Annotated in this window: 26 protein-coding genes and 4 tRNA genes; 22 read left to right on the forward strand and 8 right to left on the reverse strand. The window is 69.3% G+C overall.

The window, feature by feature from the left end:
- The first annotated feature begins 1 nt into the window (after window position 1).
- The 5 genes from OG230_RS21140 (at window position 2) to OG230_RS21160 (ending at window position 5,109) form a co-directional block, all read left to right on the forward strand.
- Complete coding sequence (locus tag OG230_RS21140) at window positions 2-1,555, forward strand: NADH-quinone oxidoreductase subunit M (RefSeq protein WP_328911476.1); 1,554 nt, start codon at window positions 2-4, stop codon at window positions 1,553-1,555.
- A complete protein-coding gene (locus tag OG230_RS21145; RefSeq protein ID WP_328905294.1) occupies window positions 1,552-3,111 on the forward strand; it encodes an NADH-quinone oxidoreductase subunit N in 1,560 nt (519 codons plus the stop codon). The genes OG230_RS21140 and OG230_RS21145 overlap by 4 nt, the downstream gene beginning before the upstream one ends.
- An 89-nt stretch (window positions 3,112-3,200) precedes the next feature.
- A complete protein-coding gene (mscL, locus tag OG230_RS21150; protein WP_328905295.1) occupies window positions 3,201-3,665 on the forward strand; it encodes a large conductance mechanosensitive channel protein MscL in 465 nt (154 codons plus the stop codon).
- 191 nt (window positions 3,666-3,856) lie between these two features.
- Window positions 3,857-4,720: a zinc metalloprotease HtpX gene (gene htpX, locus OG230_RS21155; RefSeq protein WP_328905296.1), complete on the forward strand. Its 864-nt coding sequence runs from the start codon at window positions 3,857-3,859 to the stop codon at window positions 4,718-4,720.
- Window positions 4,717-5,109: a YccF domain-containing protein gene (locus tag OG230_RS21160; protein ID WP_328905297.1), complete on the forward strand. Its 393-nt coding sequence runs from the start codon at window positions 4,717-4,719 to the stop codon at window positions 5,107-5,109. The genes htpX and OG230_RS21160 overlap by 4 nt, the downstream gene beginning before the upstream one ends.
- Here the strand turns inward: OG230_RS21160 and OG230_RS21165 are convergent.
- From OG230_RS21165 to OG230_RS21175, 3 genes are all read right to left on the reverse strand, one after another.
- Window positions 5,106-5,837: an alpha-ketoglutarate-dependent dioxygenase AlkB family protein gene (locus tag OG230_RS21165; RefSeq protein WP_328905298.1), complete on the reverse strand. Its 732-nt coding sequence runs from the start codon at window positions 5,835-5,837 to the stop codon at window positions 5,106-5,108. The genes OG230_RS21160 and OG230_RS21165 overlap by 4 nt on opposite strands.
- A gap of 37 nt (window positions 5,838-5,874) precedes the next feature.
- Entirely contained in the window at window positions 5,875-6,411 is a 537-nt protein-coding gene (locus OG230_RS21170; RefSeq protein WP_328905299.1) for a methylated-DNA--[protein]-cysteine S-methyltransferase, read from the reverse strand.
- Window positions 6,412-6,597: 186 nt separating this feature from the next.
- Window positions 6,598-7,086 (reverse strand): YajQ family cyclic di-GMP-binding protein, encoded by a 489-nt coding sequence (locus OG230_RS21175; protein WP_328905300.1) that lies wholly within the window; start codon window positions 7,084-7,086, stop codon window positions 6,598-6,600.
- A 165-nt stretch (window positions 7,087-7,251) separates the two neighbouring features.
- On the opposite strand from OG230_RS21175, the gene OG230_RS21180 reads away from it, so the two are divergent.
- Window positions 7,252-7,333 (forward strand) — tRNA-Tyr (locus tag OG230_RS21180).
- 74 nt (window positions 7,334-7,407) lie between these two features.
- Here OG230_RS21180 and OG230_RS21185 read toward each other — a convergent pair.
- Together OG230_RS21185 and OG230_RS21190 are read right to left on the reverse strand one after the other, a co-directional pair.
- Window positions 7,408-8,064 (reverse strand): SDR family oxidoreductase, encoded by a 657-nt coding sequence (locus OG230_RS21185; protein ID WP_328905301.1) that lies wholly within the window; start codon window positions 8,062-8,064, stop codon window positions 7,408-7,410.
- A 34-nt stretch (window positions 8,065-8,098) separates the two neighbouring features.
- The gene (locus OG230_RS21190; protein ID WP_328905302.1) at window positions 8,099-9,457 is read right to left on the reverse strand and encodes an amidohydrolase family protein; all 1,359 of its coding nucleotides are present in this window, start codon (window positions 9,455-9,457) and stop codon (window positions 8,099-8,101) included.
- A 376-nt stretch (window positions 9,458-9,833) separates the two neighbouring features.
- Between OG230_RS21190 and OG230_RS21195 the strand changes: the two genes are divergently transcribed.
- The 8 genes from OG230_RS21195 (at window position 9,834) to OG230_RS21230 (ending at window position 14,648) form a co-directional block, all read left to right on the forward strand.
- A tRNA-Thr gene (locus OG230_RS21195) sits at window positions 9,834-9,906 on the forward strand.
- Between the two features lie 45 nt (window positions 9,907-9,951).
- A tRNA-Met gene (locus OG230_RS21200) sits at window positions 9,952-10,024 on the forward strand.
- 89 nt (window positions 10,025-10,113) lie between these two features.
- Complete coding sequence (gene rpmG / locus OG230_RS21205) at window positions 10,114-10,278, forward strand: 50S ribosomal protein L33 (RefSeq protein WP_003956487.1); 165 nt, start codon at window positions 10,114-10,116, stop codon at window positions 10,276-10,278.
- A gap of 102 nt (window positions 10,279-10,380) precedes the next feature.
- On the forward strand, window positions 10,381-10,833 hold the full coding sequence (locus OG230_RS21210) for a MaoC family dehydratase N-terminal domain-containing protein (protein ID WP_328905303.1): 453 nt from the start codon (window positions 10,381-10,383) through the stop codon (window positions 10,831-10,833).
- Complete coding sequence (locus tag OG230_RS21215; protein ID WP_328905304.1) at window positions 10,833-11,261, forward strand: MaoC family dehydratase; 429 nt, start codon at window positions 10,833-10,835, stop codon at window positions 11,259-11,261. Before OG230_RS21210 ends, OG230_RS21215 begins: the two co-directional genes overlap by 1 nt.
- A gap of 132 nt (window positions 11,262-11,393) precedes the next feature.
- Window positions 11,394-11,942, forward strand: a complete 549-nt coding sequence (locus tag OG230_RS21220; protein ID WP_328911477.1) for a TetR/AcrR family transcriptional regulator — start codon at window positions 11,394-11,396, stop codon at window positions 11,940-11,942.
- 149 nt (window positions 11,943-12,091) lie between these two features.
- On the forward strand, window positions 12,092-13,522 hold the full coding sequence (locus tag OG230_RS21225) for an MFS transporter (protein ID WP_328905305.1): 1,431 nt from the start codon (window positions 12,092-12,094) through the stop codon (window positions 13,520-13,522).
- 70 nt (window positions 13,523-13,592) lie between these two features.
- Window positions 13,593-14,648 (forward strand): UDP-N-acetylmuramate dehydrogenase, encoded by a 1,056-nt coding sequence (locus OG230_RS21230; RefSeq protein ID WP_328905306.1) that lies wholly within the window; start codon window positions 13,593-13,595, stop codon window positions 14,646-14,648.
- Window positions 14,649-14,662: 14 nt separating this feature from the next.
- Here OG230_RS21230 and OG230_RS21235 read toward each other — a convergent pair whose 3' ends face one another.
- Window positions 14,663-15,298, reverse strand: coding sequence for an NAD(P)-dependent oxidoreductase (locus OG230_RS21235; RefSeq protein WP_328905307.1), 636 nt, complete (start codon window positions 15,296-15,298; stop codon window positions 14,663-14,665).
- A gap of 86 nt (window positions 15,299-15,384) precedes the next feature.
- Between OG230_RS21235 and OG230_RS21240 the strand changes: the two genes are divergently transcribed.
- Complete coding sequence (locus OG230_RS21240; protein WP_328905308.1) at window positions 15,385-15,984, forward strand: TetR/AcrR family transcriptional regulator; 600 nt, start codon at window positions 15,385-15,387, stop codon at window positions 15,982-15,984.
- On the opposite strand, the gene OG230_RS21245 is transcribed toward OG230_RS21240, so the two are convergent.
- Both OG230_RS21245 and OG230_RS21250 read right to left on the reverse strand, forming a co-directional pair.
- Entirely contained in the window at window positions 15,974-16,987 is a 1,014-nt protein-coding gene (locus OG230_RS21245; RefSeq protein ID WP_328905309.1) for an adenosine deaminase, read from the reverse strand. The genes OG230_RS21240 and OG230_RS21245 overlap by 11 nt on opposite strands.
- 123 nt (window positions 16,988-17,110) lie before the next feature.
- A complete protein-coding gene (locus OG230_RS21250) occupies window positions 17,111-18,337 on the reverse strand; it encodes a pyridoxal phosphate-dependent aminotransferase (RefSeq protein WP_328905310.1) in 1,227 nt (408 codons plus the stop codon).
- Window positions 18,338-18,551: 214 nt separating this feature from the next.
- Here OG230_RS21250 and OG230_RS21255 point away from each other — a divergent pair.
- The 7 genes from OG230_RS21255 (at window position 18,552) to rplL (ending at window position 22,826) form a co-directional block, all read left to right on the forward strand.
- Window positions 18,552-18,624, forward strand: a tRNA-Trp gene (locus tag OG230_RS21255).
- Window positions 18,625-18,730: 106 nt separating this feature from the next.
- Entirely contained in the window at window positions 18,731-19,018 is a 288-nt protein-coding gene (gene secE / locus OG230_RS21260; RefSeq protein WP_328905311.1) for a preprotein translocase subunit SecE, read from the forward strand.
- 73 nt (window positions 19,019-19,091) lie between these two features.
- Window positions 19,092-19,982, forward strand: coding sequence for a transcription termination/antitermination protein NusG (gene nusG, locus OG230_RS21265; RefSeq protein ID WP_328905312.1), 891 nt, complete (start codon window positions 19,092-19,094; stop codon window positions 19,980-19,982).
- A 175-nt stretch (window positions 19,983-20,157) separates the two neighbouring features.
- Window positions 20,158-20,592 carry a 50S ribosomal protein L11 gene (rplK, locus tag OG230_RS21270; RefSeq protein ID WP_010058817.1) on the forward strand — a complete coding sequence of 145 codons (435 nt, stop codon included), beginning with the start codon at window positions 20,158-20,160 and terminating at the stop codon, window positions 20,590-20,592.
- 81 nt (window positions 20,593-20,673) lie between these two features.
- Window positions 20,674-21,396: a 50S ribosomal protein L1 gene (gene rplA, locus OG230_RS21275; RefSeq protein WP_328905313.1), complete on the forward strand. Its 723-nt coding sequence runs from the start codon at window positions 20,674-20,676 to the stop codon at window positions 21,394-21,396.
- Window positions 21,397-21,802: 406 nt separating this feature from the next.
- Window positions 21,803-22,360, forward strand: coding sequence for a 50S ribosomal protein L10 (gene rplJ / locus OG230_RS21280; protein WP_328905314.1), 558 nt, complete (start codon window positions 21,803-21,805; stop codon window positions 22,358-22,360).
- 82 nt (window positions 22,361-22,442) lie between these two features.
- Window positions 22,443-22,826 carry a 50S ribosomal protein L7/L12 gene (gene rplL, locus OG230_RS21285; protein WP_328905315.1) on the forward strand — a complete coding sequence of 128 codons (384 nt, stop codon included), beginning with the start codon at window positions 22,443-22,445 and terminating at the stop codon, window positions 22,824-22,826.
- The last annotated feature ends 401 nt before the right edge of the window (window positions 22,827-23,227 follow it).

The raw sequence follows: 23,227 nt of genomic DNA on the forward strand, positions 1-23,227 counted from the left end.
GATGCAGTTCCTTCTCGCGTTCATCGTCGTCGGCCCTCTCCTCGGTGCCGCCGCTGCCCTGCTCCCCGCCCCGCCCGGACTGAAGGGCAAGAACCCCGACCAGGCCGTGCTCCGCCACGGGGTCACCATCACCGGCGCCATCCTGCTCGCGGCGATCGTCCTGGCCATCGGCTTCGACCACGACCAGCCGTCGAAGATGCAGGCCACCACGGACATCAGCTGGATTCCGGCGCTCGACGTCCGGATCCACCTCGGTGTGGACGGCATTTCGCTCCCCCTCCTCGTACTGACCGCGCTGCTGACCTTCCTCTGCGCGCTGTACAGCTACTTCAAAATGCCGGCGGGCCCGTCCCCGAAGGCATTCGTCGCACTCGTCCTCGTGCTCGAGTCCGGCACCCTCGCGACCTTCGCCGTCCTCGATCTGCTGCTGTTCTTCCTGGCCTTCGAGATGGTGCTCATCCCGATGTACTTCCTCATCGCCCGCTGGGGCGGCGAGAGGAAGCAGGCCGCGGCCTGGAAGTTCATCCTCTACACACTGCTCGGCTCGGTGGTCATGCTGCTGGGCCTGCTCCTCATCGGTCTGAAGAGCGGCACGTTCGACATGGTGGCACTCGCCACTGACAACGGCCGTGGGCTCACCTCGTCCGTGCAGGTCATCGCCGTACTGGCCATCGGGATCGGCCTCGCCGTGAAGACCCCGATGTGGCCGCTGCACAGCTGGCTCCCCGACGCCCACACCGCCGCCCCGACCGTCGGCTCGGTCCTGCTCGCCGGCGTCCTGCTGAAGATGGGCACGTACGGGTTCGTACGCATCCTGCTCCCCATCACCCCCGACGGGATGCACACCTTCGCGCCCTACCTCGCGGCGTTCGCGGTCGTCGGCATCATCTACGGATCGCTCGCCTGCCTCGCCCTCGTCCGCGCCGGCGCCAAGGGCGACCTCAAGCGTCTGATCGCGTACTCCTCCGTCGGCCACATGGGCTTCGTGCTGCTCGGCATCGCGACCATGACCCCCACCGGGGTCAACGGCGCGCTGTTCGCCAACATCGCCCACGGCCTCATCACCGGCCTGCTGTTCTTCCTGGTCGGCGCGGTCAAGGACCGGTACGGCACCGCCGACCTCGACACCCTCGCCGGCGCGACCGGAGCCGCCCTCTACGGGCGGGCTCCCCGCCTCGGCGCCCTGCTCGCCTTCGCCGCCGTGGCCTCGCTCGGCCTCCCCGGCCTCGCCGGGTTCTGGGGCGAGATGCTCACCCTGTTGGGCGCGTTCGACCCCGCCGAGGGGCTCAGCCGCCCGGCCTTCCTCACCTTCATGGCGATCGGCGCCTTCGGCACGCTCCTCACCGCCGCGTACATGCTGCTCGTCGTGCGCCGCGTGTGCATGGGTGAGCCCGCCAAGCAGCAGCGGTCGGCCATCGCCGACATCCAGACCTACGAGTTCGCCGCCTGGACCCCGCTCGTCGCCCTCACCGTCCTCGCCGGACTCTGGCCCGCCGTCCTCCTCGGCCTCACCGACCCGGCCGTGCAGAAGCTCCTCGCAGGAGGCAAGTCGTGACCGCAGCCGTCGTCACCACCGCGGCCGAGAGCACCACAAGCCTCGTCCAGTCCGTCGACTGGCTCGCGATCGCGCCCCCCGTCATCGCCGCCGCGGTGGCCCTCGGGGTGCTCGTCGCCGACCTCTTCCTGGCCGAGCGGCACAAGCCGCTCCTCGGGTACGTGACCATCGCCGGACTCGTCGCGGCCCTCGCCTTCCTCGTACCGCTGCGCGACGGCGACCGCTCCACGTTCTGCGTCTCCGGCCCGGCCGAGGCGTGCAGCTACACCGCCGACCACTTCGCCCTGGTCATCCAGGCCCTGGTACTCGGCGGCGCCCTGCTCACCGCGCTGCTCTCCCTCGACGACACCCGCAAGCTGCCCGCGGGGGAGTACTGGTTCCTGCTGCTCTCCTCCGCGGCCGGCGCGGCCCTCCTGCCCGCGGCCCGGGACCTCGCCACGCTCGTCGTCGCCCTCGAAGTCGCCTCGCTCCCCGCGTTCGCGCTCGTCGGCATCAAGCGCGGCGACCGGCGTTCCTCCGAAGCGGCGCTGAAGTTCTTCCTGTCCTCCGTCGTCGCCACCGCCGTCATGCTTCTGGGTGTCAGCTTCGTGTACGCGACGACCGGCACCATGCACCTCACCGAGATCGCCGCCCGCCTCGACGACGTGCCGGGCCAGTTCGACACCCTCGCCAAGGCCGGTGTCGTCCTCACCCTCGTCGGATTCGCGTTCAAGACGGCCGCAGCCCCGTTCCACTTCTGGGTCCCCGACACCTATGTGGGCGCGCCGCTGCCCATCGCCGCGTACCTCTCCGTCGTCGGCAAGGCGGTCGGCTTCTCCGGCCTCATCCTCGTCACGGTGATCGCGTTCCCGTCGTACGCCGACGTCTGGGGACCGGCCGTCGCCGTCCTCGCGGCGCTCACCATGACCATCGGCAACGTCGCCGCCCTCCGGCAGAGCGCCACCCGCGCCCGCAGCGCCGTACGCCTGCTCGCCTGGTCCTCCGTCGCCCAGGCCGGCTACCTCCTGGTCCCGATCGCCGCCGCCGCGTACTCCAGCGACGAACAGATCGGCTCGACCGTCGCGTACGCCCTGATGTACGCCGTCGTGAACCTCGGCGCCTTCGCGGTGGCCGCCGTGGTGGCCCGTACGCACCCGGGCAACCGGATCTCCGACTACCGCGGTCTCTACGCCACGCGCCCCCTCACGGCGCTCGCGATGGGCTTCTTCCTGCTCTGCCTGGCCGGTCTGCCGCCCGGCATCATCGGCCTCTTCGCCAAGGTCACCGTCTTCTCGGCGGCCGTGGACGCGGGGCTCGGCTGGCTCGCGGTCGTGATGGCCGTCAACGTCGTGATCGCGCTCTACTACTACCTCCAGTGGACCGCGCTGCTCTTCCGCGCCCCGGAGACCGCCGAAGCCGCCGAAGGCGCCACGGAGTCCACCCCGGCCCCCGCCGTGACCAGGCTCCGCGTCCCGGCCCCCCTCACCACGGCCCTCGTCCTCACCACCGTCGTCGGCATCGTCCTCTCCGGCGCCCCGCAGCTCGTCCTGAGGTTCGCCGCCGTCAATCTCTTCTGACCGGCCCAAGATCGGTTTGCCCGGAGCAGCCGCCACACGGCATGGTCTTGCCTGCATACGTCACGTATCGAGCAAAGAGGAGCAAAGCGGTGCTGAACGGGTTCAAGGACTTCATCCTGCGCGGGAACGTCATCTCGATGGCCATCGGCCTGGCCGTCGGAGCGGCCTTCACGGCCGTCGTCACCGGCTTCAGCACGGCCTTCATCACCCCGCTGATCGGTCTCGCCACCGGCTCCGTGGGTGACTTCAGCGCGGCGGAGTTCAGCGTCGAGGGCGCGATCTTCCCGTACGGAAAGTTCCTGGCCGCCGCCATCGCCTTCCTCATCACCGCCGCGGTCCTCTACTTCTGCGTCGTCGTGCCGATGGCCAAGGTGCAGAACCGATTCACGACCAAGGAAGAAGAGAAGAAGGCCGACATCAAGGCCGCCCTGCGCGACTGCCCCCGCTGCTTCTCGGAGATCCCGGCCGTCGCCTCCCGCTGCGGCCACTGCACCAGCGAGGTCGAGCCCGACCACGAGGCGCTGGCGCTCGCGGGTCTTCCCGCCCAGCGCTGAGGCAGTCGCGACCGCGCCCTCCGAACACGGCGCAGGCAGCGGCCGGCCACCCGGACGGCCCATGCCTGCGCCCGCGCGCACAAGGGAACTAGCTTTCCCCGCCTGGCGTTGACCAGTACGGGAGGCTCCACTGGGGAGTGGAGCACCACCAAGCAAAGGGTTCCCCTGCCGCACCATCTGGAGGGCGTACCGTGCACCGCCGGCACAACGGGCTGAGAACCGCCGTACTCCTCGGGGGCCTGTCAGCACTCATCATCGTCATCGGCAGCTTCTTCGGCCGTACGGGGCTGATCGTGGCCCTCGTCGTCGCGATCGGCACCAACGCCTACGCCTACTGGAACAGCGACAAGCTCGCACTCCGCGCCATGCGGGCCAGGCCCGTCAGCGAGTTCGAGGCGCCACAGCTCTACCGCATCGTCCGTGAGCTCTCGACCGCCGCCCGGCAGCCCATGCCCCGGCTCTACATCTCCCCGACCCAGGCGCCCAACGCGTTCGCGACGGGCCGCAACCCGCGCAACGCGGCCGTGTGCTGCACCGAGGGCATCCTCCAGATCCTCGACGAGCGCGAGCTCCGGGGGGTGCTGGGGCACGAGCTGAGCCACGTCTACAACCGCGACATCCTCATCTCGTCGGTCGCGGGCGCGCTCGCCTCCGTGATCATGTTCCTGGTGAACTTCGCCTGGCTGATTCCTGTCGGCCGGTCCAACGACGACGAGGGCCCCGGGCTCTTCGGCATGCTGCTGATCATGATCCTCGGCCCGCTCGCGGCCTCGGTGATCCAGCTCGCCGTCAGCCGCTCCCGGGAGTACGAGGCGGACGCCTCGGGAGCCCAGCTCACCGGCGACCCACTTGCCCTCGCGAGCGCTCTGCGTAAGCTCGAAGCAGGTACGAAACAGCTTCCGCTGCCACCCGAGCCGAAGATCGAGACCGCGAGTCACATGATGATCGCGAACCCGTTCCGACCCGGCCGCGGTATGTCCAAGATGTTCTCGACGCACCCGCCGATGGCGGAACGCATTGCCCGACTCGAGCAGATGGCAGGTCATCGCCCGTGAAGACAATTCTGAACGTCATATGGCTGATTCTCTGCGGCTTCTGGATGTTCCTCGGCTACGTGACCGCGGGACTCCTGCTCTGCATCACGATCATCGGCATCCCGTTCGGGCTGGCCGCGTTCCGCATCGGCATCTACGCCCTCTGGCCCTTCGGCTACACGGTCGTGGACCGCCATGACGCGGGCGCCCCCTCCTGCGTCGGGAACGTCCTCTGGCTGATCCTCGCCGGATGGTGGCTCGCCCTCGGCCACATCTTCACGGGCATCGCCCTGTGCATCACGATCATCGGAATCCCGCTGGGCATCGCGAACTTCAAGCTCATCCCGGTCTCGCTGATGCCGCTCGGCAAGGAGATCGTCCGCTCGGACCAGCCGTTCGCCACCCGTTAGGGCCGGTCGTCACACTTCCGTCTGCCGCGCGGTGTCTGACCCTGGGGCCGGTCGTCCAAGCCACCGCCGGGCCCCGCGAGCCCGGTCTCGCGCAGCGTCAGGTTGAGCCGCCCGCCGCGCATCCCGCTCGCGGGATCGGCTGTCCCGGCGTACACCTTGGGCACCCCGTGGAACGCGTAACGCGACGGCCCGCCGAACACGAACAGATCGCCCGAGGCCAACTCCACGTCCGTGTAGGGCCGTCCACGGTCCTCGGTGTTCCCGAAGCGGAACACGCACCGGTCACCGATGCTCAACGACACCACAGGAGCGCCGGAGCGCTCCTCCTTGTCCTGGTGCATGCCCATCCGCGCGGCACCGTCATAGAAGTTGATCAGCGCGGCGTCCGGTGCGTACGCCTCCGCCGTGCCCGCGTCCCCGTATGCCTCCGCCACCGCCGCCCGCCCCAACTCGCCGAGCCGGACGGGGAACGGGGCCACCCGGGCGCCGTTCACGTCGTCCGCGGTACGGGAATAGCGGTACGGCTGCCAGTGCCACCCCAGGCACACCGTCCGGACCGACATCACGCCACCGGCCGGCAGCACCGTGTGCCGCAGCGGCACGGGCCCGTGGGCCCACTCGCGGCACGCCTCGACCAACTCCCGCTGCTGCTCCTCAGAAAGCCACTCGGGCACATGGACGGCACCCGGAGCGACGACGGCCCGGGGCCGTGGAAAGAGACCTGACACCGAGGCACCACCCTTCTCCCTCACCCGCGCGGACGCGTCACCCCGCGACCCGTCCGGGGCCGTCCACCGGAGCCCCCTCGAGCCCCAGCAACTGCTTCTTGCGCTCCAGCCCGCCCGCGTAGCCCCGCAGCGCCCCGTCCGCGCCGATGACCCGGTGACAGGGCCGGACGATCAGCAGCGGATTGCGCCCGATCGCCGTTCCCACCGCCCGCACCCCCGGCCCCGGGGAGCCGACCTGCTCGGCCACCTGGCCGTACGACACGGTCTCCCCGTACGGGATCGCGTCCAGCGCTTTCCAGACACGCCGCTGGAAGTCCGTGCCGACCCCATCGGCGTACGCGACGTCGAAGCGGGTCAGCCGTCCCTCGAAGTAGGCCGCGAGCTGTCCGGCGATTCCGGCGAACGCCTCCGGGGCGTGGAGCCATCCGTCCTGGACCGTGGAGCCACCCTTCTGGCCCGGCAGGGACAGCGACACCAGGGCCACACCGGACGCCGCACCAGCAGCCCCGGAGGCCCTCTCGCCGACGAGCAGAAGCTCGCCCAGCGGGCTGCCCACCCTCGCGTACATCGTCATGACCCTCACGCTCCTTGCCCGTATCGCTTGCTGCCCTGCCGAGTCTGCGACCCGCAACGGCCCGCGACCGGCGGTATTCGGACATCGCGTCCGACGTCCGCGGAGACCGCGACCGGAACGAATACGGGGCGGACTGCCGACCGGCACGCCCGCCCCGCCCGCGACTGCCGCACGGCAGCGACCGGACTACCGGTAGTTCGCGAACTGCACCGCGAAGTCGAGGTCCTTGCCCTTCAGCAGCGCCTGGACGGTCTGCAGGTCGTCCCGGCTCTTCGAGCTGACCCGCAGCTCGTCGCCCTGGACGAGCGCCTTGACGCCCTTGGGACCCTCATCGCGAATGATCTTCGCCACCTTCTTGGCGTTCTCCTGGGAGATGCCTTCCTCGATCGTGGCGAAGATCTTGTACTCCTTGCCGGAGAGCTGCGGCTCACCCGCGTCCAGCGCCTTCAGCGAGATACCGCGCTTGACCAGCTTGGACTGGAAGATGTCGAGGATGGCCTTGACCCGCTCCTCGCCGTTCGCCTCCATCAGGATCTTCTCGCCGGACCACGAGATCGTGGCGCCCGTGCCCTTGAAGTCGTAGCGCTGGGAGATCTCCTTGGCGGCCTGGTTGAGGGCGTTGTCGACCTCCTGCCGCTCGACCTTCGAGACGATGTCGAAACTGGAGTCGGCCATGACGTGTGGCTCCTTGCGTCGAATGCGTGTGACGTACGCCCAAAGCCTAGCCATCCCGGCTCGTCCGGAGTGCTGATCAATTGGGTAGCGGAGCACCCCCAGTCATCGGGTATCGTTTACGTCGTCGCCCAGGGGGTCCTCACGGACTGCCCAGGCGCTGTTCTAGGCGGTGTGCCCGAGTGGCCAAAGGGAGCAGACTGTAAATCTGCCGGCTCAGCCTACCCAGGTTCGAACCCTGGCGCCGCCACAGAACGGGGAACCCCCGTCGACCTGCTGACAAGCAGATCGGCGGGGGTTTCTTCATGTTTCCGGCAGGGGCTGTCAGTTGCCCGCGATGTCCTTCACCGCGACCGTCACCGGCACGTTCCCGGAAATGAGTTCCAGCGTGAGGCCCGCGCTGGCCGGGGTGTCCAGGAGTTCCACGATCGAGGCCGCCACGTCGTCGCGCGGCACCGGGCCGCGGCCGGTCGAGGCCGCCAGGAGGATCAGGCCGGTGCCCGCGTCGTCCGTGAGCATGCCGGGACGCAGGATCGTCCAGTCCAGTGAGGGCCGGGAGCGTACGTAGTCGTCGGCCGCACCCTTGGCGCGCAGATACACGTCGAACACCTCGTTGCCCGCGTGGCCGGCGTCCGCGCCCATGGACGAGACCACCACGTAGCGCCGCACGCCCGCCCGTTCCGCCGCGTCGGCGAAGAGCACCGCTGCCCCCCGGTCGACGGTGTCCTTGCGGGAGGTGCCGCTGTTCGGGCCCGCTCCGGCGGCGAACACCACGGCGTCGGCGCCGCGCAGCACCTCCGCGGTCTCCTCGACGGAGGCCGATTCGAGATCGAGGACGACCGGTTCGGCGCCCCTTTCCCGTAGGGCGTCGGCCTGTTTCGGATTGCGGATGATTCCGACCGCTTCGTCTCCGCGCGCAGCGAGCAGCCGCTCCAGCCGCAGCGCGATCTGACCATGTCCACCTGCGATGACAATGCGCATGCCCCCGACCGTACGCCGCAGCGGGCGAGCGTGCTCACGAGCCGCAGCCGGGACCCTTGCCGGGCCCTCCTTCCGGTGCGCAGGGGCCACCCGAAGGAGGGCCCTTCTCGGGGCGGCCCTGGCGTGGGAGGTCGAGTGGGACGGTCGCCTCCGAGTCGCAGTACTCGCGCACGGCGCTGGTCCGCGCGACCACCCGGCCCCGGTGGACCACGATCCGGCTGTACGCGAGGGAGAGCACGCCGGAGAGCCGCTCCCCGCGCACCGCGAGGAGCTCCGCGGGGAAGCCCGCCTCGACGCGTACCTCGGGAAGCCCCATGGCCGCCCTGGCAGCCGCCGAGACGGCCTCGTAGGCGTGCTCGGCGCGCATGCCGTGCTGGGAGGCCAGGAGGTAGGCGGCTTCGAGCGGGTCGCCGCGGCCCACGGGGTTGGCGACGTCCCGCAGTGCCCCGCTGCCCGCCGCGACCCGGACCCCGGCGGCCCGCAGCAGCCGTACGGGCGCGGAACCCCGGCGCTCGACGCCGGAACAGCCGCCCTGGGGGAGGCAGATGACGGTCACTCCGGCGGCGGCGAGCTGGTCGGCGGCGCGGACGGCGGCTTCGAGGGGCAGCTGGGACAGACCGCCGCAGGGGCCGATGGAGACGCCCGGCCGCAGTCCGGCCGCCATGGCGGCGAGCCGGGCCAGCCGGGCCGGATCGTCACTGTCCGTGTGCAGATCCACGGGGCAGCCGTGCTCGGCGGCGATCTCCAGGACGGCCTCGGCGTAGCCGGCCGGGTCGGGATCGAGGTCGGGGCAGCCTCCGACCACGCCCGCGCCCATCTTCACGGCGTCGCGCAGCATGGCGAGGCTGTCGGCGCCCGCGACGCCGGTGAGCAGGCGGGGCACGGCGACCGGAGTGAGGTCGGCGAGCCCGCGCAGCGCACGCCGGGCCTGGAGGACGGCTTCGAGCGGGGCGAGCCCCTGGACGTCCCCGATGCGCACGTGGGAGCGCAGCGCGGTCGCGCCGTGCCCGACCTGGAGCAACGCGGCCTCGGTGGCGCGGCGCTGGATGTCCTCGGCGAGGTGGGACGCCGGGCCCTGGCTGTCCGGCCCGGCGCTGTCGGCGGTGAGCGCCGTGTCGCTGTGCGCGTGGGGTTCGGCGGGGGCCGGGAGCAGCAGGTAGCCACGCAGGTCCACACGGGCGCCCCGGGCGGTCAGGCTGCCCGCGGTGCCGACGGCTTCGATACGGCCGCCACTGAGCCGTACGTCCACGATGCGGCCGTCGGTGAGCCCGGCGCCGCACAGGACGAGTGCGGCGTCGGGAGCGGCTGTGGCGTCGGGGCTGCTCGCGGGGCCGGCCGCACCGGCACCGTCGGCCGCGCTGTCGTCGGGCCGCCGCGGCTGGCTGTCGGGCATCGTGCTCCTGGAGGAGGGGGGCAAGATCACACAGAGTGAGTCGAGCCTAGGGGGGTACCCGGTCCGCTTCGATGAGGAGCGAAATAGTCGTACCGGTGTGGCCTTGCGGGACGCGCGTGACCCCTGGGTGCGGCAGGAGGCGGGGTGTCCCGGGAACGTGCCGTACCGCTCTCCGGCTCCGCGACCGGAACCCCTGTGCGAGTCCCCGGTGGGGGCCCGCCGGGAGGCCGATCGGGAGGTCGATCAAGAGTCCGATCAAGTGCCTGGTCAAGGGCCTGATCAAGGGGTCCGGGACGGGTCCGGTCGACGCCGCGGAGAAGGCCGCGGAAACGGATTTGGGCGATCGGCGACAGACCGTGTAATGTCTTCATCGCTCGCCCCAATAGCTCAGTCGGTAGAGCGTCTCCATGGTAAGGAGAAGGTCTGCGGTTCGATTCCGCATTGGGGCTCTGGTGATCGGGAAACCCCGCTTCGGCGGGGGGACTCGTCATCAAAGCGGTGTAGCTCAGTCGGTAGAGCAAGCGGCTCATAATCGCTGTGTCACCGGTTCAAGTCCGGTCACCGCTACTTACGGTAGCCGATTGTGGGGTCGGTCCTTCGATCGGCTACTCTTTTTTGCGTTCATCCGTCCATCCGTCCGTCCAAGGAGCACTCACGTGGCTGCCACCGACGTCCGCCCGAAGATCACGCTGGCCTGCGTGGAGTGCAAGGAGCGGAACTACATCACCAAGAAGAACCGGCGTAACAACCCGGACCGTCTTGAGATGAAGAAGCACTGCCCGCGCTGCAACTCGCACACTGCGCACCGCGAAACCCGCTAAACAGGCTCGTACACGAGGCCGTCCCCATTGGGGGCGGCCTCGTGTCGTTTGCGAGGGCTGTACTCCGGCCCATTCGTCTTTACATCAGGAGGGAGCGAGCCCATGGCGCTCGACCAGTCCTTCGTGGGACGGACTTATCCGCCCACCGCGCCGTACGAGGTCGGCCGGGAGAAGATCCGTGAGTTCGCCGAGGCGGTGGGTGACGCCAATCCCGCGTACACCGATCCGCAGGCCGCGGCGGCTCTCGGTCATGCCGATGTGATCGCCCCGCCCACTTTCGTCTTCTCCATCACGTTCAAGGCCGCGGGGGATGTCGTACGGGACCCGCAGCTGGGCCTGGACTACAGCCGCGTGGTGCACGGGGACCAGAAGTTCGCGTACGTGCGTCCGGTGCGGGCGGGGGACCGGCTGACGGTCACCTCGACCATCGAGGGCATCAAGTCCCTCGCGGGCAACGACATCGTGGACATCCGCGGTGAGGTCCACGACGAGGCCGGCGAGCACGTGGTGACCGCCTGGACGAAGCTGGTGGCCCGCGCCGCCGAGGAGGCGTGATGACGGCGAAGGTCGCTTACGAGTCGGTCGAGGTCGGTACCGAGCTGCCCGCGCAGTCCTTCCCGGTCACCCGCGCCACGCTCGTGCAGTACGCGGGTGCCTCGGGTGACTTCAACCCGATCCACTGGAACGAGAAGTTCGCGCTCGAGGTCGGGCTGCCCGACGTGATCGCGCACGGCATGTTCACCATGGCCGAGGCGATCCGGGTGGTCACGGACTGGGCCGGTGACCCCGGAGCGGTCGTCGAGTACGGGGTGCGCTTCACCAAGCCGGTCGTCGTCCCGAACGACGACAAGGGCGCGCTGGTCGAGGTCAGTGCCAAGGTGGCCGCCCTGCTGGGCGACAACCAGGTGCGGGTGGACCTGACGGCCATGAGCGACGGCAAGAAGGTGCTGGGCATGTCCCGCGCCGTGGTCCGGCTCGCCTGAGTCCGGTAGCTGTGAGTAAGGGGCGCCCCTCCTGAAGGGGCGCCCCTTACGCGTCTCCTCCGGCGGTACACGTGCTCCGGATACCCGCTTGCCAAGTTAGTGATTGAGCAATAACTTAGCTTCATGGCAAGGATGAGTGCAGAGGACCGGCGCGAGAGCGTGGTGCGTGCGGCGATCACCGAGTTCGCCCGCGGGGGCTACAACGGCACGTCCACCGAGGCGATCGCCAAGCGCGTGGGCGTCTCGCAGCCGTATCTGTTCCGGCTCTTCCCGAACAAGCAGGCCATGTTCCTGGCCGCCTCCGAGCGCTGCCTCGCGGACACCCGGAAGGTGTTCATGGACGCCACGGAGGGGCTGGAGGGGGAGGAAGCCCTCCACTCCATGGCGGCGGCGTACCAGCGGCTCATCGTCGACGACGCCGACAAGCTGCTGATGCAGATGCAGATGTACGCGGCCATCGCGGCGGCCGAGGCGTCGGGGGACCACGAGTTCGGCGAATCGGTGCGCAGGGGCTGGGAGCTGATGTGGGACGAGATCCACGTCGTCCTGGGCGCGGACCAGAACGAGACCACCACGTTCCTGGCGTACGGAATGCTCGTCAACACCCTGGCCTCGCTGGGTTTCCCGGCGGACCACCGGGTCTGGTCCGGCTTCTACCCCTCGGCCAGGCCCGTCACCTGACAGACCCGTCACCTGTCAGGCCCACCATCTGACGGATTCGCCGCCCGGTGGACTCTCCCGCCGGGTGGATGGGAACGGCGCGGCCCGGGTTCCGCCCGGTTTTCTGCCCATGAAAGTTAGTAATCAATAACTAACCCCTTGGGGGAGCAGTGGACCAGCACACAGCCAGTCGCGGGGGAGCCGTCTGGGCCCTCGTCATCACCAGCGTCGCCGGCTTCATGGCCGCGCTCGACAACCTCGTCGTGACCACCGCCCTGCCCTCGATCCGCGAGAGCCTCGGCGGTGAACTGGAGGAACTCGAATGGACGGTGAACGCCTACACGCTCACCTTCGCCGTCCTGCTGATGTTCGGCGCCGCACTCGGTGACCGGTTCGGCCGCCGCCGGCTCTTCCTGGCCGGCCTCACCGTCTTCACCGGCGCCTCCGCCGCAGCCGCCCTCTCGCCCGGAATCAACGAGCTCATCGCCTTCCGCGCCGTGCAGGGCGTCGGCGCGGCGATCATGATGCCGCTGACCCTCACCCTGCTCACCGCGGCAGTCCCGGCCGCCCGGCGCGGCATGGCCCTCGGCATCTTCAGCGCCGTCACCGGCCTCGCCGTGGCCAGCGGGCCGCTCATCGGCGGCAGCCTCACCGAGCACATCTCCTGGCAGTGGATCTTCTGGCTGAACGTCCCGATCGGCCTGGCCCTGCTCCCGCTGGCCCGGCTGCGCCTGCGCGAGTCGTACGCCCCGGACGCCCGGCTCGACGTCCCCGGCACCCTGCTCGTCAGCGGCGGACTCTTCGGCATCGTCTACGCGCTGGTCAGCGCCACGGCCGACGGCTGGACCAGTCCCGCCGTCCTGACCGGCCTGATCGCGGGAACGGCGCTCCTGATCGTGTTCGTGTTCCACGGCTTCACCGCCAAGAACCCGATGCTCCCCATGCGGCTGTTCCGCGACCGCGCCTTCTTCGGGATCAACATCGCCAGCATGCTGATGTTCCTGGGAATGTTCGGATCGATCTTCCTGCTCAGCCAGTTCCTCCAGAACGGGCTCGGCTACTCGCCCACCGAGGCCGGTCTCCGGATGCTTCCGTGGACCGGGATGCCGATGCTGGTGGCCCCGATAGCCGGCTATCTCTCCGACCGTTTCGGTGGCCGCCCGGTCGTCGTGGCCGGTCTCACCCTCCAGGCCGTCGGCCTCGGGCTCTTCGCGATGGTCCTCGCGCCCGATGTGAGTTACGCGGCCCAGCTGCCGGGCCTGATCATCGGCGGTATCGGCATGGCGATGTACTTCGCGCCCGCCGCCAGCCTCGTGATGTCCAGCGTCCGCAGCGGCGAGCAGGGCATCGCCTCCGGAGCCAACAACGCGCTGCGGGAGGTCGGGGGCGCGCTCGGGGTCGCCGTGCTCGCGTCCGTCTTCTCGGCCCAGGGCGGGTACGAGTCCCCCCAGGCGTTCTCGGACGGAACGGTTCCGGCCCTCTGGATCGGCGCCGCGGTGGTGGCCCTCGCCGCGCTCGTCGCCCTGCTGATCCCCGGCCGCCGCGCCGCCGGCAACCCGGAGCCGGAGCCGGTGCGTGAGCGGACGCCCGTCGCCGCCTGACCGGCCGCTCCACGCCCACGGTCCGTGGCCCCGCCCGAGCGGCGGGCCCACGGACCGTACTCTTGTCCCCGTGCAGGAACTCCACGACGCCCCCCTCGCCCCCCTGACCACCTTCCGGCTCGGCGGACCCGCGGCCCGCCTCCTCACGGCTACCACCGATGCCGAGGTGGTCGCCGCCGTGCGCGAGGCCGACGAGACGTCCACCCCGCTCCTGGTGATCGGCGGCGGATCCAACCTGGTCATCGGCGACAAGGGCTTCGAAGGCACCGCGCTGCGCATCGCCACCAAGGGCTTCGCCCTGTCCGGTACGACGCTGGAGCTGGCCGCCGGCGAGGTCTGGACCGACGCCGTCGCCCGGACGGTCGAGGCGGGTCTCGCGGGCATCGAGTGCCTCGCCGGAATTCCGGGCTCCGCCGGTGCGACACCGATCCAGAACGTCGGCGCGTACGGCCAGGAGGTGTCCTCCACCATCTCGGAGGTCGTCGCCTACGACCGCCGCACCCGCGAGACGGTCACCATCCCGAACGCCGAGTGCGCCTTCTCGTACCGCCACAGCCGCTTCAAGGCCGAACCCGACCGCTACGTGGTGCTTCGCGTCCGCTTCGAGCTGGAGGACGCGGACGGGATGTCCGCGCCCCTGCGCTACGCGGAGACGGCGCGGGCCATGGGCGTGGAGCAGGGCGACCGCGTTCCCGCCGCGGCTGCCCGCGAAACGGTCCTGCGACTCCGTGCCGGCAAGGGCATGGTGCTGGACCCCGAGGACCACGACACCTGGTCGGCCGGATCCTTCTTCACCAACCCCGTCCTCGGCCCGGAGCAGTACGAGGCGTTCCTCGTCCGCGCCAAGGACCGCCTGGGCGACGGCGTGACGCCTCCCGCCTTCCCCGCCGCCGATGGCCGCACGAAGACCTCCGCGGCCTGGCTGATCGACAAGGCCGGCTTCACCAAGGGGTACGGCACGGGCCCGGCCCGTATCTCCACCAAGCACACCCTCGCCCTCACCAACCGGGGCGACGCGACCACCGAGGACCTCCTGGCCCTCGCCCGCGAGGTCGTGGCCGGTGTCCACGCGGCCTTCGGTGTCACGCTCGTCAACGAGCCCGTGACGGTCGGCGTCGGCCTGTAGGGCGCGCGGGCCGCTCAGTAGGCGATGCCCACGCCCTGCTTCAGGGCCGCCGGCTCGTCGATCAGCGCCAGCATCGCGTGTGCCACGTCGGCCCGCGAGATGGACCGGCCGCTGCGGGGCGTGCCACCCACGACCGTCCGGTACACCCCCGTGCGGGGCCCGTCGGTCAGCTTCGGCGGCCGTACGGACGTCCAGTCCGTCGTGCTGCGCGCCAACGCGGCCTCCATCAGCGTCAGATCGGCGTACACGTCCTTGAGGACCGCCCCGATCGCCCTGCGCATCGCCCGGTCCAGCAGCGGTTCGTCCGCCGCCTCCGGGCCCACCGGCGCCGCGCTGACCACCAGCAGCCGCCGTACGCCCTCGGCCTCCATGGCCCCCAGCACCTGCCCGGTCAGCCGCTCCGCTACCCCGTCGGCCTTCCTGCCGCGCGAGCCGAGGCCCGAGAGCACCGCGTCCCGTCCCGCCACCGCCCCGCGGACCGCCGCCGCGTCGTCGAGCCGCACCACCGCGTGGAGGTCCGCCGCGGCCAGGCCCTCCGGGAGCCGGGCGGGGTCACGGACCACGGCCGTCACCTCGTGCCCCGCCTCCGACGCCTGCCGCACGAGCTGCCGGCCGATGGCTCCCGTGGCCCCGAACACTGTGAGTCTCATGGCGCACCCTCCAGGGTGGGTAAGTGTTCACTCACCTCTAGAGTGAGTGGATACTCACCCGCTCGTCAAGGTTGGTTGGAGCACGCATGGAGCAGAAGCCGGCCCGGGTCCGCATCGTCGAGGCCGCCCACGAACTCATGCTCGGCATCGGCCTCGCACGGGCGACGACGAAGGAGATCGCCAAGGCGGCAGGCTGCTCCGAGGCGGCGCTCTACAAGTACTTCGGCAGCAAGGAAGAGCTCTTCGTGACCGTGCTCGGCGAGCGGCTGCCCCGGCTCGGCACGCTCCTGAGCGAGCTCACGGAAGACCCCGGCGCACGCACCGTCGAGGCGAACCTGACCGAGATCGCCCGCAGAGCCGCACTCTTCTACGAGCAGACGTTCCCGATGGCCGCGTCCCTGTACGCAGAGCCCCGGCTCAAGCGCCGGCACGAGGCCGCCATGCGCGAGCTGGGCACCGGCCCGCACAAACCGATCCAGGGCGTCGACGCCTATCTCCGCGCCGAGCAGAGGGCAGGCCGCATCCACCCCGAGGCCGACACCTACGCCGCCGCGTCCCTGCTCCTGGGCGCCTGCTCCCAGCGCGCCTTCGCCTACGACATGCTGCCCGGAGGCACGCCCCCGCAGCCGCTGGACGAGTTCGCCGCCTCGGTCGCCCGCACCCTGCTGCGCGGAATCAGCAGCTGAGCCAGTCGTCGATCCCGCCGAGCAGCTTCTCGCGTACGTCCGTGGGCGCCGCGGACCCCCGTACGGACTGCCGCGCCAGCTCGGCCAGTTCCTCGTCGGTGAAGGCGTGGTGGCGCCGTACGAGCTCGTACTGGGCGGCCAGCCGGGAGCCGAAGAGCAGCGGATCGTCCGCGCCGAGCGCCATCGGTACGCCCGCTTCGAACAGCGTGCGGATGGGGACGTCCATCGGCTTCTCGTAGACCCCGAGCGCCACGTTGGAGGCCGGGCAGACCTCGCAGGTCACCCCGCTCTCGGCCAGCTTGCGCAGCAGGCGCGGGTCCTCGGCGGCCCGCACGCCGTGCCCGATCCGGGAGGCGTCGAGGTCGTCCAGACAGTCCCGCACGCTCGACGGGCCGGAGAGCTCGCCGCCGTGCGGGGCCGCGAGCAGCCCTCCCTCGCGGGCGATGGCGAAGGCCCGGTCGAAGTCACGGGCCATACCGCGGCGCTCGTCGTTGGAGAGCCCGAAGCCGACGACACCGCGGTCCGCGTACCGCACGGCCAGCCGCGCCAGCGTGCGCGCGTCCAGCGGATGCTTCATGCGGTTGGCGGCGATCACGACCCGGATACCCAGCCCGGTGTCCCGGGCCGCGGAGTCCACGGCGTCGAGGATGATCTCGATCGCCGGAATCAGCCCGCCCAGCAGCGGGGCGTACGAGGTTGGGTCGACCTGGATCTCCAGCCACCCAGAGCCGTCCGCGACGTCCTCCTGGGCGGTCTCGCGCACGAGCCGCTGGATGTCCTCCGGCGCCCGCAGACAGGACCGGGCGATGTCGTAGAGGCGCTGGAAACGGAACCAGCCCCGCTCGTCCGTCGCCCGCAGACTCGGCGGCTCGCCACCGGTCAGCGCCTCGGGCAGGCGCACGCCGTACTTGTCGGCGAGTTCGAGCAGCGTCGTGGGTCGCATCGACCCGGTGAAATGCAGGTGCAGGTGGGCCTTGGGCAACAGCCGTACATCACGCTCCATCCCAAGATCCTGCCGTACGGGCGGGCCGTCGCGGTAGCCGCTTTCCCTCTTGGGACTGTCCTCGAACAAAAAAGCAGACCCCCGGACCGGAGTCCGGGGGTCTGCCTGTGCGACGGGGAGCGGTCAGTCCTTGGCCTCGCCCAGCAGCTTCTGGAGCCGCGAGACACCCTCGACGAGGTCGGTGTCACCGAGCGCGTACGAGAGCCGCAGGTAGCCCGGCGTACCGAACGCCTCACCCGGTACGACGGCGACCTCGGCCTCGTCCAGGATGAGCGCCGCGAGCTCGACCGAGGTGGCCGGACGCTTGCCGCGGATCTCCTTGCCGAGCAGCTCCTTCACCGAGGGGTACGCGTAGAACGCGCCCTCCGGCACCGGGCACAGCACGCCGTCGATCTCGTTGAGCATCCGCACGATGGTCTGGCGGCGGCGGTCGAAGGCCGTACGCATCTCGGCGACCGCGTCCAGGTTGCCCGAGACGGCGGCCAGCGCGGCGATCTGGGCCACGTTGGAGACGTTCGAGGTGGCGTGCGACTGCAGGTTGGTCGCGGCCTTCACCACGTCCTTGGGGCCGATGATCCACCCGACGCGCCAGCCGGTCATCGCGTACGTCTTGGCGACACCGTTGACCACGATGCACTTGTCGCGCAGCTCGGGGAGGATCGCCGGGAGCGAGGTGAAGGTGGCGTCGCCGTAGACGAGGTGCTCGTAGATCTCGTCGGTCAGCACCCACAGGCCGTGCTCGACGGCCCAGCGGCCGATCGCCTCGGCGTCGGCCTCGCTGTAGACGGCGCCGGTCGGGTTGGACGGCGAGACGAAGAGAACGACCTTCGTACGCTCGGTGCGCGCCGCTTCCAGCTGCTCGACGGAGACCCGGTAACCGGTGGTCTCGTCGGCCACGACCTCGACCGGGACACCGCCGGCGAGACGGATGGACTCCGGGTAGGTGGTCCAGTAGGGCGCCGGGACGATGACCTCGTCGCCCGGGTCGAGGATCGCGGCGAACGCCTCGTAGATGGCCTGCTTGCCGCCGTTGGTCACCAGGACCTGGGAGGCGTCGACCTCGTAGCCGGAGTCGCGCAGCGTCTTCTCTGCGATGGCGGCCTTGAGCTCCGGGAGCCCGCCGGCCGGGGTGTAGCGGTGGTACTTCGGGTTGCGGCACGCCTCGACCGCGGCTTCGACGATGTAGTCGGGCGTCGGGAAGTCGGGCTCACCGGCGCCGAAGCCGATCACCGGACGGCCGGCGGCCTTCAGGGCCTTGGCCTTGGCGTCGACGGCGAGGGTCGCGGACTCGGAAATCGCACCGACGCGGGCGGAGACCCGACGCTCGGAGGGAGAAGTTGCAGCGCTCATGGCGCCCATGCTCCCAGACCGGAAAAGCCGTCGGCACACGGGTTTCAGGGACCGGACAGGACTCGGACAGCATGCGGACAGGACCGGTCGGTTCCTATCTGTTCGACGCAGCGGCGTTGAGCACGTACACTCACCTGTCGTTGGCCTTCACCAGCCGCACCGTTTCAGCTTCTGGTTCATTCCGGGGGATGCGGTAGGTTGGTGGAAACCACAAAGGGTCGTAGCTCAATTGGTAGAGCACTGGTCTCCAAAACCAGCGGTTGGGGGTTCAAGTCCCTCCGGCCCTGCTACACACGTCTTCGCCAGGATGTGTGCGCATGTACGTACTTCATTGCACAGTCGTGCGGCTCCCCCGGGCGCGGCACGGCCACGACCCGGAATCAGGTGAGTAGCGTGACGGACGCCGTGGGCTCCATCGACATGCCTGATGCTGAGGATGAAGTCCCCGAGTCGAAGAAGAAGACTCGGAAGGGCGGCAAGCGCGGCAAGAAGGGCCCCCTGGGCCGGCTCGCGCTGTTCTACCGCCAGATCGTCGCCGAGTTGCGCAAGGTCGTCTGGCCGACTCGCAATCAGCTGACGACGTACACATCCGTGGTGATTGTGTTCGTAGTCGTCATGATTGGTCTCGTTACCGTGATTGACTTCGGATTCGCGCGGGTCATCAAGTACGTCTTCGGCTGATCCCGCGAAGGGCGCCTCACAGGCGCCCCTTTCGCATGTTCCAGCCATTTGTATCCAGGAAGAAGCAGCCATCGTGTCTGACCCGAACCTGAACGACGCCGCCGAGCCTACGGTGGACGCCGTCGAGTCCGCCGAGGACGAGCTCGACATCGTTGAGGCGGCGGACTCCGTGGAGCCCGACCAGGCCGAAGCTGCCGACGAAGCCGCGGGTGAGCCCTCCGAGGAGGCCGCCGTGCACGTCGAGTCCGACGCTGAAGAGTCCGCGGACGAGGAGTCCGACGAAGAGGTGGCCGAGGCCGCCGACGACGAGAGCGCCGACGAGGAAGAGGCCGAGCCGGCCGCCCCCGTCGACCCCGTCGCCGCCCTGCGCGAGGAGCTCCGCACTCTCCCCGGCGAGTGGTACGTCATCCACACGTACGCCGGTTACGAGAAGCGCGTGAAGGCCAACCTCGAACAGCGTGCGGTTTCGCTCAACGTCGAGGAGTTCGTCTACCAGGCGGAAGTCCCCGAGGAAGAGATCGTTCAGATCAAGAACGGTGAGCGGAAGAACGTCCGTCAGAACAAGCTCCCGGGTTACGTCCTGGTGCGCATGGACCTGACGAACGAGTCCTGGGGTGTTGTCCGCAACACGCCCGGCGTCACCGGCTTCGTGGGCAACGCCTACGACCCGTACCCGCTGACCCTCGACGAGATCGTCAAGATGCTCGCCCCCGAGGCCGAGGAGAAGGCAGCCCGCGAGGCCGCCGAGGCCGAGGGCAAGCCGGCTCCGTCCCGCAAGGTCGAGGTCCAGGTTCTGGACTTCGAGGTGGGCGACTCGGTCACCGTCACCGACGGCCCGTTCGCGACACTGCAGGCGACGATCAACGAGATCAACGCCGACTCGAAGAAGGTTAAGGGCCTCGTCGAGATCTTCGGTCGCGAGACCCCGGTCGAGCTCAGCTTCGACCAGATCCAGAAGAACTAGCAGCTTCCGCAGGTTTCTGGACACATGCCTACCGAGCAGGTCAGACAGGCTCTCGCAGCCGTCTGACCTGCTCGGTTTTTGGTCGCGCAGCTATACCCGTTATCGTTGTGCGGTATGCCTGCATCCGGATGACCGGATGACGGCGAAAAACTCTCACTAGGACCCGGAGAGAGCAATGCCTCCCAAGAAGAAGAAGGTCACGGGGCTTATCAAGCTCCAGATCAACGCCGGTGCGGCCAACCCGGCTCCGCCGGTCGGCCCCGCACTGGGCCAGCACGGCGTCAACATCATGGAGTTCTGCAAGGCCTACAACGCCGCGACCGAGTCGCAGCGTGGCATGGTCGTGCCGGTGGAGATCACGGTCTACGAAGACCGCTCCTTCACCTTCATCACGAAGACTCCGCCGGCCGCCAAGCTGATCCTCAAGGCCGCGGGTGTGGACAAGGGCTCCGGCGAGCCGCACAAGACCAAGGTTGCCAAGCTGACGGCTGCCCAGGTTCGCGAGATCGCCACGACGAAGCTCCCCGACCTGAACGCCAACGACCTCGACGCCGCGTCGAAGATCATCGCTGGCACCGCCCGTTCCATGGGCATCACGGTCGAAGGCTGATCCAGCCCTTCAAGCCCTCAGTGGTAGGACCAAGCGCTGGTCCGCACCACGACTCCACACTCTGAAACCACAGGAGTAGAAGTGAAGCGCAGCAAGAACCTCCGCGCTGCGGACGCCAAGATCGACCGGGAGCGCACCTACGCCCCGCTCGAGGCCGTCCGTCTCGCCAAGGACACCGCCGCCACCAAGTTCGACGGCACCGTCGAGGTCGCGTTCTGCCTGGGTGTTGACCCTCGCAAGGCCGACCAGATGGTCCGTGGCACCGTGAACCTCCCGCACGGCACCGGCAAGACCGCCCGGGTCCTGGTCTTCGCGACCGGTGACCGTGCTGCGGCAGCGGAAGCCGCGGGCGCCGACATCGTCGGCGCCGACGAGCTCATCGACGAGGTGGCGAAGGGCCGTCTGGACTTCGACGCCGTCGTCGCCACCCCGGACCTCATGGGCAAGGTCGGCCGCCTGGGCCGCGTGCTCGGTCCGCGTGGTCTGATGCCGAACCCGAAGACCGGCACCGTCACCCCCGATGTCGTCAAGGCTGTCAACGACATCAAGGGCGGCAAGATCGAGTTCCGCGTCGACAAGCACTCGAACCTGCACTTCATCATCGGCAAGGTTTCTTTCGATGACACGAAGCTGGTCGAGAACTACGCCGCGGCGCTCGAGGAGATCCTCCGTCTGAAGCCGTCCGCCGCCAAGGGCCGCTTCATCAAGAAGGCGGTCATGAGCACGACGATGGGCCCCGGCATCCCGCTGGACTCCAACCGCGTGCGCAACCTCCTCGTCGAGGAGGACCCGGCCTCCGTCTGAGCCCCCGTGCTCACCCGGTAGCCGCGTCACGGCATTCCGACGGGCCCCGCACCTTCCGAGGTGCGGGGCCCGTCCCCGTATCCCCGGAGACGCTTTCGTGGGCCTCCGGGGACCCGGACAGCGCGTTCCAAACCTCCCGCACCACTCGAACCGGGACGGATTTGCTCCGCGAGCCCCGGGTCACGTACTCTCCTGAAGAAGCCAAAGACCGCTGGTCGTTGCTGTGCTCTCGCAAGAGGGACCGGTGACCGAAGGATCCGTGAAGAACGGACGACCTGCGCAGGTGACTGTGGAAAGCTCCCGGACTTCGTGCGGTTGAGCTACGCCCTGGCACTTGTGCTGGGGCGTTTTGTTTTTCCCGGCCCCTTCTGAGCGGTCCTCATCACCCGGAAGGAGGCCGACGCTCATGGCAAGGCCCGACAAGGCTGCCGCGGTAGCCGAGCTGACGGACCAGTTCCGCAGCTCGAACGCCGCTGTGCTGACCGAGTACCGGGGTCTCACCGTGGCGCAGCTCAAGACGCTGCGTCGTTCGCTCGGTGAGAACGCCCAGTACGCCGTGGTGAAGAACACGCTGACCAAGATTGCGGCCAACGAGGCCGGGATCGACACGCTGGACGACCTGTTCGCAGGTCCGACGGCGGTTGCCTTCATCACCGGTGACCCGGTGGAGTCGGCGAAGGGTCTTCGTGACTTCGCCAAGGACAACCCGAACCTCATCATCAAGGGCGGTGTCCTTGATGGTAAGGCGCTGACCGCTGATGAGATCAAGAAGCTCGCGGACCTCGAGTCCCGCGAGGTTCTGCTCGCCAAGCTGGCCGGCGCCATGAAGGGCAAGCAGACTCAGGCTGCGCAGCTCTTCCAGGCTCTGCCGTCGAAGTTCGTCCGCACCGCGGAAGCGCTTCGCGCCAAGAAGGCCGAGCAGGGCGGTGCCGGTACGCCGGCTCCCGCCGAGGCTGCCGAGTAACCACTCGGTAGTCCAGCGGGCACCACGTACGCCCGCCGACATATACATCCGGCACCTGCCGAATTAGTGGAAGGACGCCATCATGGCGAAGCTCAGCCAGGAAGACCTGCTCGCTCAGTTCGAGGAGCTCACCCTCATCGAGCTCTCCGAGTTCGTTAAGGCGTTCGAGGAGAAGTTCGACGTCACCGCCGCCGCGGCCGTCGCCGTTGCCGGCCCCGCCGGCCCGGGCGCCGTTGCCGAGGCCGCTGAGGAGCAGGACGAGTTCGACGTCATCCTCACCGCCGCCGGTGACAAGAAGATCCAGGTCATCAAGGTCGTGCGCGAGCTGACCTCCCTGGGCCTCAAGGAGGCCAAGGACCTCGTGGACGGCGCCCCGAAGCCCGTCCTCGAGAAGGTCGCCAAGGAGGCCGCCGAGAAGGCTGCCGAGTCCCTCAAGGGCGCCGGCGCCTCCGTCGAGGTCAAGTGATCCTGCGAGTCATCTGACTCCTCAGGACCGTCCCTGCCGCGAGGCGGGGATGTCACATCGCAAAGGGCGATCACCCATTCGGGTGGTCGCCCTTTGGCGTACCCGTGGCGGCTGCCTTGCTCTTCTGCCGCTGACGAGTATCGTGATCTTCGCCGTGCGCCTCTCAGGGGCCGCCAGCAGGCGTTCTGAGGCACCTGGAGGGGATCTCCGGGACCACCTCCTGGCTGAGGGGCCTTGACGAACCGCACGCGGCGCGCAATTCTCAGGACGCGTCGTCACATCGATCCGCATCCGAGGCATGGATCGAGAGTGAAGAGGGCAGTAAAGAAGTGCGCACCCCGCGCGAGGGCTAGGCATAGGTGTTGAGAACAGCTGTTGAGAGCAACGTGGGTCTCTGAGAA

The organism is Streptomyces sp. NBC_00234, from assembly GCF_036195325.1.
Taxonomy (GTDB): Bacteria; Actinomycetota; Actinomycetes; order Streptomycetales; family Streptomycetaceae; genus Streptomyces.